Origin of the sequence: Coleofasciculus sp. F4-SAH-05, assembly GCF_040222985.1 — a bacterium.
GTDB classification, from domain to species: Bacteria; Cyanobacteriota; Cyanobacteriia; order Cyanobacteriales; family Coleofasciculaceae; genus Coleofasciculus; species Coleofasciculus chthonoplastes.
Genome location: NZ_JAVKBY010000277.1, coordinates 1 through 12051 on the forward strand (window position 1 = coordinate 1; position 12051 = coordinate 12051).

The window sequence follows — 12051 nt, forward strand, 5'->3', positions numbered from 1 at the left end:
CTGGAATTGTCGCGATTGTTGCCATTTATGATTAAAATCTCGCGGTTTTTGTCCAGGGCGACCCGATAAAATTAAGGGTTCAGTGATGCCAATTGAGTACGGCGGGTCGCCCCTACAGTATTATCCGATAATTAAAAATACCGGGTGGTGTTGACCTGGAATTGTCGCGATTGTTGCCATTTATGATTAAAATCTCGCGGTTTTTGTCTAGGGCGACCCGATAAAATTAAGGGTTCAGTGATGCCAATTGAGTACGGCGGGTCGCCCCTACAGCCCTTGCTTCCCTTAACCCAACCGTATTGCCTCTCACCCTGACATAGCCCGGTGTAGATTAAATCTTTACGATACAGACCGAAACAGTAGTACAATTATAGATTGTGTCCTTATTTCAAATTGTTTATGCCGAAACTAAAAAGCCGTAGAGCAGCCGCGAAACGTTTTCGACCCACCGGAAACGGTAAAATTAGACGACGCAAGGCGTTTAAGAGTCACTTGCTGGAGCGCAAAAACTCAGGACGGAAGCGGCGTCTGTCGAAATTGAACTTGGTCAATGAACGGGATGCCGATAATGTGCGCCTGATGCTTCCCTATTTTTAGACTGCTTTAGACGAATAACCATCTAGCTCGTATCAAATAGGAACAGTCAATGACAAGAGTAAAACGGGGTAACGTCGCCCGGAAACGACGCAAGAAAGTTCTCAAGCTGGCAAAAGGATATCGGGGTTCTCACTCCAAACTCTTCCGTACAGCCAATCAACAGGTGATGAAAGCACTGCGGAACGCTTATCGCGATCGCCGCAAGCGCAAGCGGGATTTTCGCCGCCTCTGGATTACTCGCATTAATGCAGCCGCTCGTCAGCATGGCATAAGCTACAGTCAGCTTATGGGTCAGATGAAAAAGGCGAATATTCAAATCAATCGCAAGATGTTGGCACAATTAGCTGTATTAGATCCCGCCAGCTTTCAAAAGGTTGTAGAACTTGCTAGCCAAGGCGCGAAGTAAGTTCGTTAGAGTGTGTCGGTTGAGATCGCAGAGGGAGCAGGGGGAGCAATGTAGAGACGTGCCATGGCACGTCTGGGAGCAGGGGAAGCAGGGGGCGGGTTTTGAACCAAGGTTATCATCAATAGCTTGCGCTTTCATTCCCTAAACCCGCCCCTACATACTCAACACTTCTCCAATCCCTGCTGCTCAATCACTAATCTCAAATGAAACCGATGATCGCCCAAAGATTTTTTAACGTCGGTTTAGCACTTGGATTGATGGGGGTGGCTGTTTTACAACCTCCATCCGCTTATCCGGCTGAATTGGCAGAAATTGAGCAACGGGGTCAATTAATTGTTGCGGTAAAAGATAATGTGCCTCCCTTGGGCTTTCGCGATGCGACGGGAAGGCTACAAGGACTAGAAATTGATATCGCCCGACGACTGGCTAAAGAATTGCTAGGGAATCCAGAGGCGGTGGTTTTGCAGCCAGTGACGAATCGCGATCGCTTGAGTGTGGTAGTTGAGGATCGGGTTGATATTGCGATCGCTAGAGTAACGATCACTGACTCCCGCGCCCGCTTAGTTGATTTCAGTATCCCCTATTATTTGGATGGTGCAGGGATGATCACCAAAGATGCTTCAATTAATCTGTTGAGCGATTTAGACAACCAAACTATTGCAGTTCTCAAGGGATCGAGTACAATCCCAGTGATCAAGTATGCTTTACCCAATGCCCAATTAGTCGGCGTTGACTCCTACCAAGAAGCGCGATCGCTTATTGAGGCGGGAGACGCTAATGCCTTTGCCGCTGATCAGAGTGTTCTGACAGGATGGGTGCAGCAATACCCAGCGTATCGATTGCTCCCCTATCGCTTATCTGGTGAAGCTTTGGCGATAGTGATGCCTAAAGGATTGCAATATACCGAACTGCGACAACAAGTCAATCAGGCGATCGAACGTTGGCACGCCGAAGGTTGGTTAGCTGAACGTGCTGCCGCTTGGGGTTTACCATGAAGAGTGGAAACCTATCTCATATAGTTCTCCAGGATTATGGATGAAACCCTGCCACAAACTTATCTAATCATATTGTTAGTTCTGCTTGGCGTTGCAGCTTTGGCAGTAATCCGCCAAGTGTTCAAAACCCGTAAAATCGAAAACACCCTCTCCAAGTTGGAGAAAAAGCTGCAAAAAGAGCGAGGATCAGTCCAAGACTACTACGAGTTGGGCAGTATCTATCTGGACAAGAAACTCTTTGCTCAAGCTGTTATTCTATTCCAAAAGGGACTTAAAGCTCCAGATGCTTCAGAAACCAATCTAGCTCCGGTTCATAATGCTCTCGGTTTTGCTTACTTTGCCCAAGATCAATACGATATTGCCATTCGCCAGTATAAGGAAGCCTTAAAACGAGAGCCAGATTATGTGACGGCTCTCAATAACTTGGGTCACGTTTACGAGCGCAAGCAGCTCACCGCTCAAGCGTTAGAGGCGTATGAAGCAGCGCTCAAGCATGAACCGAAGAATGATACGGCGAAGCGGAGAGCCGAATCCCTCCGCAAGCGGCTAGTGCCATCCAGTTAAATTTTCTGCGGCTTGAACTACATAGATCCTGTAGAGACGTTGCCTGCAACGTCTCTACAGGTTTACAGGCTATCCCTGACCAATGTAGTGCAGAAGAACTACACAGTTTATTACCTCACTCAGCTAGTTTTAGAACAACATTTACATAATTATTAATTATTGTTAACATAAAGTAACAAAGGCAATCAATTAAGGGCAGGATTAGTTCGCTATGGGATTTCTGAGTAATTTATTTGGGTTAAAGAGCAAGTACGTCGATGAGGAGACAGACGAAGCCGAACAAGCAGCAGAAGCCCAAAAGCGGCGAGCCTACTTCTTGGAGCCGGATGACGCCAAGACGTTTGGTGATATTAACTATATGCGATCGCCCACATCTGTAAAGAAGCGGTTTGCAAAAAAGAAAGATAACCTAGGGGAGGGTTTAGAGCAGGAGGTAGAAACCTCTGCTTTTGGGCAAGTCATCCGTTCCAATAAACAAATCAGCGCCACTCCTGAACCGCTAAAAACTCCTCAAAACCAACCAGTGAGTGAGCCACAGCCAAACAGTTTTGAGCGCCGCCGTGCTAGCTCTAGCGATTCTAGCATGGATATGTTCCGCAAAATGGCTCGTGACATGAAAAAGCAGTGAGTCCCCATCACTTACAGCCTATTTGCTGGTTGATGAAGTATAGTATATCCAAGCTACCTGTAGGGGCACGGCAATGCCGTGCCCCTACCATAAATGGCGTTTGTGCGTAAGTCCTGTTAGCTTTGCAGTTCGTTGAATTGGGCGCGAATGGTTTCCACCCGTTTGCGGTTTACGCCTAAATCGGATTGTCCTAAACGCGATGCTGAACGAACATGGATAACATTCGCTCCTTCATCTAGGAAAAATTCTACGTCATCGACGAACCCCATCAGCTTAGTCGCGAATTCGGCGTAGAGATAATTCTCTGATTCCGTGATAATTTTGGTTCTTTCCATGTTCTCAATCACGGTTTTCAGGTCAGCTATTGCCTTAGCTGGTGCTGATTTATAGGTTAACGGATCAATTTTATGTTGGGCATCTTGAGCTTGACTATTGACACAGTTTGGGCTTTCGGGACAGGCAGTTAATTTCCCTGACTCAATGCCAAGATTCGTGGGTCGTTTTCCAGCAAACATCTCTCCTCCTGAAACAGTTAAGGTTACGCCTATAGAACAGGCAACAATGAAAATTAAAGCAATCAAGACGATCAAAATAGCTTTAAGTGGCGATCGCTTTTGCGCTTCTAATGTCATAGGATTTGTCCTTTGTCACTCGTCATTTGTCCTTTGTCATTCGTCATTTGTCCTTTGCCTTAATTAATCATTCACACAAGGTAGGTTTGAGGGATAGCAAAAGGCAGAGGGTAGAAGGTTCCAAGGCAGAATGTTTATTACTCCTTAAGCCAAGGAAAAAGTCACAGTTTTACCCATCAAACCTCAAGGCTTGACCGCGTACATCTGTGTGCAGTTTTCCCCGTTCATAAGCCACTTGACCCCCAACAATAGTCATCACTGACCATCCCGTCAAATTCCAGCCTTCAAAGGGACTCCAGCCACATTTAGTTAAGAGTTCCTCTCGCTTCACCGGACGGTAATTTTCTAAGTCTACTAAGACCAAATCGGCATCATAACCGGGAGCGATCGCGCCTTTGTTGGGAATGCGATAGGCTTTAGCCACAGCCGTAGACATCCAGTTGGAGACTTGGGTAATGGTACAGCGTCCTTGTATGGCTTGGGTGAGTATTAAGGCTAAGGATGTCTCTACTCCCGGCATTCCTGATGGACTATTGGGATAGGTTTGGGCTTTTTCCTCTAGGGTATGAGGGGCGTGATCCGTGGCAATAAAGTCGATGACGCCATCTAATAGCGCTTGCCAAAGGGTGGCATTATCCTGGGGCGATCGCAAGGGGGGGTTCATTTGTGCCAATGTGCCGATTTTCTCGTAGGCGCTGGTATTGAGTAGCAGGTGTTGGGGTGTGACTTCGGCGGTTACCCAACTGGGTTTATCTCGACGCAGTAACTCGGCTTCCTCCCCGGTAGACAGATGCAGAATATGCAGCCGTCGCTGATATTTTTTCGAGAGTTTCAGCGCGAGTTGAGTCGCATTTAGGGCGGCTTGGTTATCCTGAATCTGGGAGTGAATTGCCGGATCATTAATTCCAGCAAATTTTTCCCGCCGTTCCCGGATTCGCCGTTGATCTTCAGCATGAACCGCAATTAGTCGGCTTCCCTCGGCAAAAATTGGATCGAGGGCTTCCTCGCTATCCACCAATAAGTCCCCACGCATTGAACCCATAAATATCTTAATCCCACAGGTCGGCTGTGCTTCACGCAGATCGGGCAAATTTTCGGGTGTTGCGCCAATAAAAAAGCCGTAGTTAACTAAGCACTTCTCAGATGCCCGTTTCAGCTTATCGTCTAAGGCGGCTTGAGTTGTGGTTAGGGGGCGAGTGTTGGGCATTTCCAGAAATGAGGTAACGCCTCCCTTGGCACAAGCACAACTAGCGGTAAATAAGTCTTCCTTATGTTCTAAGCCCGGTTCGCGAAAATGAACTTGTGGATCGATGACTCCCGGCAACACTGTTAACCCTGTCGCGTCGATTTCCCTATCTGCTGAAGCTGAGATGTCTGGGGCAACTTGGACAATTTCTCGACCACGAGTGAGGACATCTCCCAGCAAAATGTCCCCTGTGGGCATGAGAATACGAGCATGGCGGATGAGTAAGCTTGAGTCAGAGGACATAAGAAAATGCTAAAATTCCCAATAGCTTCAGTATTCCTACTTTAAAGCGAATTTTGTCCAGTTACTAGAGGAACCCCGTCGGTTATAACCGCTTCGGTTAAATTGGAAGAGATGAGCCTACTAATCGGCTGATTTTTCTCCACTGATTTTCCTCCCCTGATTTTTCTCCATCGTCCAACTCGTAATTGCTTAAGGTGATTCAACGGCTATGACTCGTGCCCAAAATCGAGACCCTGAAAAACAATCGGTACAAAAGCCAGAAAATCCCTGGGTAGAGGGATTCAAGACCATTGGCTTGAGTGTTTTTCTCGCGATCGGGATTCGCAGCTTCGTGGCAGAAGCGCGGTATATCCCTTCGGGTTCTATGGAACCCACCCTTCAGATTAACGATCGCTTGATTATTGATAAGATCAGCTATAACTTCCGTCAACCCCAGCGCGGAGATATTGTCGTCTTTTCTCCCACAGATGCGCTCAAGCAGCAAAATTTCAAAGACGCCTTTATCAAGCGAGTGATTGGTCTTCCTGGCGAAACCGTGGAGGTGAAGGGAGGACGAGTCTATGTCAATGATCAAGCCTTGCGGGAACAATATATCGAAGAGGAACCCGAATACAGCTACGGACCTGTGACTGTGCCTGAGGACAATTATTTGGTGTTGGGAGATAATCGCAATAATAGCTACGATTCTCACTATTGGGGTTTTGTCCCGCGTGACAAGATTATTGGACGAGCGATCGTCCGCTTTTGGCCCCTCAATCGGGTAGGTGAAGTCGATGTGATTGAATCTGTGGCTCCAGAAGCATCCCGTTCAAGAAGCAACATTCAGTAGAGTGAAACGTTTTCGGTTAAGCTGGCAGGGGAGGTCAAGAAGATCTCAGGCGTTAACTTTTATTGTCCCTACCTACTTATAGTTAGGGCTTGCTGAATTAATCGGGAAGCTATACTATACAAGGGTTTAAAGCCATTTTTAGACCCAACAAGTGCAAGGTTTTTACCAAGGATTCCCCACCAGCGTAAAAGCACTCCAATAATAGGGATGATTCAGACTAACATTTCCTGGATTCAGAAATCGATCAGGTAAGGGAATTCGACGCGATGGCGTGACTAATTCATCCCCATCGAATTGGACTTCACCCCGGATCATCGCGAGTTGGGTTTGACGCAGGGCTTCGGCTTTGGTGGGTGCTTGGTTTAATTTTTGATAAAATGTCGTCATCAGTCCTAAGGTTGCCGTATCGCTGACTGACCAAAGACTACCTAGCGCCGATTTTACCCCTGCTTGTAGTGCTAATCCGGTAAATCCTAACTCGGCTTGTTTGTCCCCTAATGCTGAACTACAAGTACTTAACACCAACAATTCTACCGGGGGATTATCTAAATGTAACTGCCGCAGTTTATCCAAGGTTAATCGGTTATGCCAAAACTGGATGTAGGAATTCCTAACTTGACCCGGTTTAAATTCACCATGGGTGGCTAAATGTAAGATACCAAATGGTTGGGCAATGCGGGCTTGTTGGAGATTCTCTAGAGTAAATCCTTGGTTCAAAAAAGACTCACCCAACCCTAATTGATGAGTAATTAAAAATAACTCTTGGGGAACCATCGGTAACGGGTCTTGTTCCTGGAATTCAGACGCCCCCATCGCTAAAACAGGAGTATCTTTAATAGTCTGATAATCAGTATTTGTGAGGCTAAAACTAGGCATTAACCCCACACTGTACTTTTCAATAATAAATCCTGTCCCGTCATGCAAGGCAGCAATCGGTAAGGAACGCAACCCGCTATCCATGATAAAGCTAAGACTTGTAATCTGTTGGGCTGCTAATTCCGCTTCTAGGGGAGCGACTAACCACTGATAAAGCTGTTGTGCTGAAGGTTTATAAGGAGAGGGAAAGAGGAAATTCGTCACCGCACGACGAAATTCTAGCGCTTGTTGTAGCACTGTCTCTCGGGTTGCACCGGGTACAGAACGTTTAATAATATCGCCAGACGCCGTGACTAACACCAGTTCTAATTGATCGCTGGGTTGAGGATTGGTGAGGATGGCAGGTTTTTGGTGTTGAGGAATGGAAGGGTTGAATCGCCAGAGACTGTTGGTTGATTCAGTGGTTTGATCGTTGGGGTGGGTTGGTTCTGAGGTTGAGAATTGGGGGGTAAAAAAGGCGTAAATGATGGCAGGTTTACTCCCAGTCAGTTGTTCAATTTCACTCAACTTGGTTTGAGTTTCTTGGGGGGTAACGGTACGAGGCGTCTTAATCCCCAGATAACGGGTATAAGCATTCGTGAATTGGCTTTCTTGGTGAATCACTTCAGTGGTGGCGGTGGGGGGTGTTGAGGAGACAGAGGGGGTGGATTCTGGAAATGCTTCTCGTACCAACCTGTCAATCTCTAGGTTAAGGGGTTCGCTGACTGGATGCGGTGGCAGGATATCTATAGGATTGATCGGTGAATGTTTAATCGTAGGAATGGGGAGATCCTGGCGCAGAATTTGTATCTTTCCCTCTCGGTAACTCCGAGAGAACGATCGCACTGGGATAATTTGCGTTTCTCCCGTGGTGATAACCCCGGCTGTACCATTAATTTGTGCCTCTTTGACGGAAAAGGGGGTAAGTTCATTCCCGCCGTGGCGAAGGATAATCTCTCCCCCAGCGTTACCGCCAACCGTGGAAATACTGGCGTCTGTGCCATTGTCATCGGTAAAGGTATCCCTCACCCGGAGATATTGGCTGGCGCTGATATCCACATCACCCCCCCTCCCCTGATTTCCCCCTTGAGTATTAATCGTATTCACCTGAATATCTCCCATCCCACTCAGGGTGACATCTCCGCCATCCCCGGAACTCCCTCGACTATTTATCGCACCTGCGCTGATGTTGGCGGCGGCTTGAATTTGAATGTCACCTCCCCTCAATCCCTGACTATTCAGATTACCCATTGCCAAGTCACCCGAATTCGCGTTAAGATAAATATCTCCCCCATCACCCATGGGATTACCACTATTCAGGGTAATCCCACCCCCCTTAATCTCTCTTCCTCTGAGAATAATGTTTCCGCCATGGGTTTGAATTAAACCTGAACCGGAAAACCTAATCCCATCCGTACTGGCAATGCTAATCGTACCGCCATTCGTGGTTAGCGCGATCGCACCCGCTTGCAGGTTTCCGGTGGTAATTGTCCCCTGGTGACTCTCCAGACTTAAGGCGCGATCGCGATTAAAAATATCACCTGTAATAATATCCTGATTCGCTTCCAGGGTAATCGCCCCATTCTCCTCTCCCCGAATCGTTCCCCCGGTGGTATTGATTGAACCATGACCCTGAGGAACTTGCAACGTAACCGGGGTTTTGAACGTGATATCCCCCGCTAACGTAATTACACCACCGCTATTGCTCCCACCAATTGTCATGGAGCTAAAACGATTTTGCAGTACATTCAACTCGGCTGTAGTTAACTCTAAAACACTCGGACTCTGATTATCTGTTCCTCCCAGTTGTATCCCTTGACTTGGGGTTAGGGGTTGCAGGGTTACATTCCCCGTTCCCGATATCCTCCCAGTAAGATCTAACTCATCGCCAATTAGAATTAGATTCCCCGCCCCGCCATCAATCGTACCGCTAATCCCCGCTTGACTGGTATTAAATTGAACCGTATCATCCGCGCTTGCGCCGCGAATTGTTTCTATGGAGGAAAAGGTTAACGGGGAGTTAAAACCACTAACCTTACCCGCATCTGTACCCGTAATCGTGAACTTCGTATCCACATTCGGTCCAATTAATTCTGAACCCCCCGCCAGATGCACCGGATCATTAAATTGAATGGGGTTTGCCAATGTTATCGTCCCCTGACTCTCTAGTTTACCGATGGTAATTGAGTTAAAGCCATCCCAGAGTTTTTCTAATTCAGTTGCCGTCAAATCCAACGCCGGCGTGTCGTTCCTTGAGCCACCAATCACAATCCCTTGACTCGGTGTCAAAGGCTGAAGCCAAAGCCTTCCCCCCTGGCTACTGACGGCTGTACCAATATCAATTTCATCGCTAGTAATCGTAATGGTTCCACTTCCTAACGTTCCCCCGGTAGCATAGATAGAATTAATCCCCATCGTCGCCGCTTCTATCGTCACATCGCCGCCTGTACCCCTACCACTTCCGGTATAGGTGAGGATATTTCCCGGAATGGACAAATAACCACCCGCTTTGAGTGTAATATCACCCCCATTCCCCATATTGGTTGCCGAGACAATATCATGAATCTCGATCATTCCCGCCGCATCGAGGTTAATCATCCCACCATTTCCCTGATCAGCATGGGTGAGAATATCATCAGCGATGGCAATATTCCCACCGGAATTGATGGTAATATCACCCCCATGACCAATTAACGTCGAACTTTCAGAAATCGCGGAAATTTCGGTGGCGGTAATATCCCCAGACGCAGTCAGATGAATCGCACCCGCTTGTTCACCCTGAGTTGTGCCATCGCTGCGAATTACGTCCGCCTGAATTCCACCTTGGCTGGGATTAAGACTTGATCCGGTTAGGGTGATATCTCCACCTGCGGCGTTAATCTCTGCATTAATTATGATACTGGGGGAATTGGGACTAGCCCCCGTCGCCGCGATCGCACCGCCATTAGTTAAAATAGGCTGATTGATGCGGATTTGTCCCTCGCCGTTGTTATCGGTATCGGCAAATAGATTCAGATTTAACTCACCACTATTGGCACTAATGAGCTCATTCAGAGTAATTGTATCGTCTGCCTGAAGCGTCAGCGTCGCCTCTCCCCCAGCCGTTTTATGAATCGCTGCACCACTGTCTAGGGTAATCGTGCCTAAACCCGTATCCCCGGAAATACTGGTGGTAATGATCACAGTATTGCCATTATTCAGGGCTGTGTTAATATCACCTACATTTACCTGGTTCGTGCCAATTTCACCGCCACCATTTTCCACAATCGTGATATCGGTGGGGTCAATTAACCAGGTTCCTCCTATCCCTTGGGGTGCAGATGCATCGGGGATACTGGTTAAATGAAGCGCCTGTTGACCAGAGGTTTCAATCAATCCCCCATTTCCGCCAAAAGTGCCGCCGCGTGCAGTTAATTGACCATGAATCTGGGCGGTTTGATCTGACCAAATCACAAGTTTACCGCCATTCCCTTCAGTTAAAGCATCGGCGTGAATCGTGGAATCTGGACTCACTGTTGTCTCAATGGCATTGGGTAAGATATCTTGTCCCTGATACCCACCACCAACTCGCACTCTACCCCCACCCTTGATTCCAGACGCATCCAGATGGGCGGAAAATAGACCGACATGATTGCCAATCACATTAATCTCACCCCCTATACCGCTTGGTGTGTCAACATTCGCCACATTAATCCCACCAAAAACCAGCACCATTCCTGTATCTTGGGGAAATGTTACATTGCGATCGGTGAGTTGCACGGTTCCCGATTGATTCACCTCAACCGTCTCCCCTGTCTCCCCTGCACCCGTTAATAATTCCGCTAAATCCAGAGGCGTGACAGGTAACAGGCTTCCGGAGGGAGTCCTGGGTGCGGCAATTTCCAGAGAGAGTAAATGTCCTGGTTGCGAAAGTTTGACCAAATTAGAACCGGGAACCGCCGCCACAGTAATCGTTCCTCCGGGTGCGGTAATGGTTCCCGTATTAATTACATTTCCCGCCAGTAGGGTTAAGTTTTGCCCCTCTGATACGGCTAAATTGCCAGCATTAAAAATACTTCCCGCTTCCGCTAAATCAAAGGCTAACTGATTCGGCTTACCGATTAAATCCTGATAGGCATTCACACCCACCGCATTAAACCACTGGTTATCGCCAAAACCAATCCCAGTGGCGGTGGTAGCGATAAAATCAGCCGGGACGTTTAATTGAGCATTCGCACCAAAAATAATTCCGGCTGGATTCATGATATATAGATGGGGATTCCCGCCAGTTATTTGAATTAACCCATTAATTAGAGACGCATCACCCCCAATCACACGACCGAGAATATGATTTAAATTAGGATTAGCGATAAAGTTGGCGATTTGATCAGCGTCTAAGCCAAACTCCTGGAAACTGTGGAAGAGATTTTTGCCATCCCCAGAAAGACTCCCACCAGAAATATCGATGCGGTTATTCTCCACCGTGATCACCGTTCCCGTCCCATCTACGGCTGGGGTGATAGGTTGCGTTAATCCTGGAGAACTAATTGACAATGACGCGATCGCACCCAACGCGATCGCGCCCAACATTTCTGGGCAAACAAATAGCCAGAAGTATAAGCAACGCCAGTACCACTGATCTGGTTTTATTGGCATTGGTAGATCACCCGTTTGTGCTACGTTTATACATACTACACAGTGTCCCTAATTGTCTATTCTTGGATGAATAAGTTCACAAAATTTATCGGTTCGCAATGATTTGGAGACGAGAGCATCCCGTTTGGCAAAAAGCAAGCATTCCCCCCAAGTAACGGCACGGCAAGGGTTTCAGCCTCTTTAAAACGAATGGCACTGAAAAGTGTGCATTGTGAGATCGCCAAAACCTTTGATATACCGTAGGGTGGGCATTGCCCCATTGGTGTCAACTTAAGGTGAAAAAAGCTCGGTTGAGCAAGGGTGTTGGGTGTCGGGTGTCGGGTGTCGGATGTCGGGTGTCTGTTGGAGGCTAAAAAACCTAACACCTACCACCATTGACCTCATCTATTCATCCACAACGTTTTTTCCAAACAGGAAACTT

The 12051-nt window shown here is 47.4% G+C and carries 9 protein-coding genes and 1 pseudogene; 6 read left to right on the forward strand and 4 right to left on the reverse strand.

Annotation, left to right across the window (positions count from 1 at the left end):
- Positions 1 to 399: 399 nt before the first annotated feature.
- The 5 genes from rpmI (at position 400) to RIG27_RS33740 (ending at position 3190) form a co-directional block, all read left to right on the forward strand.
- Positions 400 to 597, forward strand: a complete 198-nt coding sequence (rpmI, locus tag RIG27_RS33720; RefSeq protein ID WP_446344649.1) for a 50S ribosomal protein L35 — start codon at positions 400 to 402, stop codon at positions 595 to 597.
- Positions 598 to 646: 49 nt separating this feature from the next.
- A complete protein-coding gene (gene rplT, locus RIG27_RS33725) occupies positions 647 to 1003 on the forward strand; it encodes a 50S ribosomal protein L20 (RefSeq protein ID WP_446344651.1) in 357 nt (118 codons plus the stop codon).
- 212 nt (positions 1004 to 1215) lie between these two features.
- Positions 1216 to 1998: a transporter substrate-binding domain-containing protein gene (locus tag RIG27_RS33730; protein WP_446351396.1), complete on the forward strand. Its 783-nt coding sequence runs from the start codon at positions 1216 to 1218 to the stop codon at positions 1996 to 1998.
- A 36-nt stretch (positions 1999 to 2034) separates the two neighbouring features.
- Positions 2035 to 2562: a tetratricopeptide repeat protein gene (locus tag RIG27_RS33735; protein ID WP_446351391.1), complete on the forward strand. Its 528-nt coding sequence runs from the start codon at positions 2035 to 2037 to the stop codon at positions 2560 to 2562.
- 211 nt (positions 2563 to 2773) lie between these two features.
- Positions 2774 to 3190, forward strand: a complete 417-nt coding sequence (locus tag RIG27_RS33740; RefSeq protein ID WP_446351392.1) for a hypothetical protein — start codon at positions 2774 to 2776, stop codon at positions 3188 to 3190.
- A 116-nt stretch (positions 3191 to 3306) separates the two neighbouring features.
- Here the strand turns inward: RIG27_RS33740 and RIG27_RS33745 are convergent, their stop codons facing one another.
- Both RIG27_RS33745 and RIG27_RS33750 read right to left on the reverse strand, forming a co-directional pair.
- A complete protein-coding gene (locus RIG27_RS33745; RefSeq protein ID WP_446351393.1) occupies positions 3307 to 3822 on the reverse strand; it encodes a DUF1499 domain-containing protein in 516 nt (171 codons plus the stop codon).
- A 169-nt stretch (positions 3823 to 3991) separates the two neighbouring features.
- Entirely contained in the window at positions 3992 to 5311 is a 1320-nt protein-coding gene (locus RIG27_RS33750; protein WP_446351394.1) for a dihydroorotase, read from the reverse strand.
- Positions 5312 to 5519: 208 nt separating this feature from the next.
- Between RIG27_RS33750 and lepB the strand changes: the two genes are divergently transcribed.
- Positions 5520 to 6140 (forward strand): signal peptidase I, encoded by a 621-nt coding sequence (lepB, locus tag RIG27_RS33755; protein ID WP_446351395.1) that lies wholly within the window; start codon positions 5520 to 5522, stop codon positions 6138 to 6140.
- A 162-nt stretch (positions 6141 to 6302) separates the two neighbouring features.
- Here lepB and RIG27_RS33760 read toward each other — a convergent pair whose 3' ends face one another.
- The gene (locus RIG27_RS33760) at positions 6303 to 8297 is read right to left on the reverse strand and encodes a CHAT domain-containing protein (RefSeq protein ID WP_446351397.1); all 1995 of its coding nucleotides are present in this window, start codon (positions 8295 to 8297) and stop codon (positions 6303 to 6305) included.
- Between the two features lie 2562 nt (positions 8298 to 10859).
- Positions 10860 to 11630, reverse strand: a pseudogene (locus RIG27_RS33765) (filamentous hemagglutinin N-terminal domain-containing protein); the annotation flags it as partial.
- Positions 11631 to 12051 lie beyond the last annotated feature (421 nt).

What these genes read in the sequence shown, in the direction of transcription:
- rplT (WP_446344651.1), top strand. Translation starts at nt 647, where the DNA reads ATGACAAGAGTAAAACGGGGTAACGTCGCCCGGAAACGACGCAAGAAA.
- RIG27_RS33740 (WP_446351392.1), top strand. Translation starts at nt 2,774, where the DNA reads ATGGGATTTCTGAGTAATTTATTTGGGTTAAAGAGCAAGTACGTCGAT.
- RIG27_RS33735 (WP_446351391.1), top strand. Translation starts at nt 2,035, where the DNA reads ATGGATGAAACCCTGCCACAAACTTATCTAATCATATTGTTAGTTCTG.
- lepB (WP_446351395.1), top strand. Translation starts at nt 5,520, where the DNA reads ATGACTCGTGCCCAAAATCGAGACCCTGAAAAACAATCGGTACAAAAG.
- rpmI (WP_446344649.1), top strand. Translation starts at nt 400, where the DNA reads ATGCCGAAACTAAAAAGCCGTAGAGCAGCCGCGAAACGTTTTCGACCC.
- RIG27_RS33730 (WP_446351396.1), top strand. Translation starts at nt 1,216, where the DNA reads ATGATCGCCCAAAGATTTTTTAACGTCGGTTTAGCACTTGGATTGATG.
- RIG27_RS33745 (WP_446351393.1), bottom strand. Translation starts at nt 3,822, where the DNA reads ATGACATTAGAAGCGCAAAAGCGATCGCCACTTAAAGCTATTTTGATC.
- RIG27_RS33760 (WP_446351397.1), bottom strand. Translation starts at nt 8,297, where the DNA reads ATGGGTGATGGGGGAGATATTTATCTTAACGCGAATTCGGGTGACTTG.
- RIG27_RS33750 (WP_446351394.1), bottom strand. Translation starts at nt 5,311, where the DNA reads ATGTCCTCTGACTCAAGCTTACTCATCCGCCATGCTCGTATTCTCATG.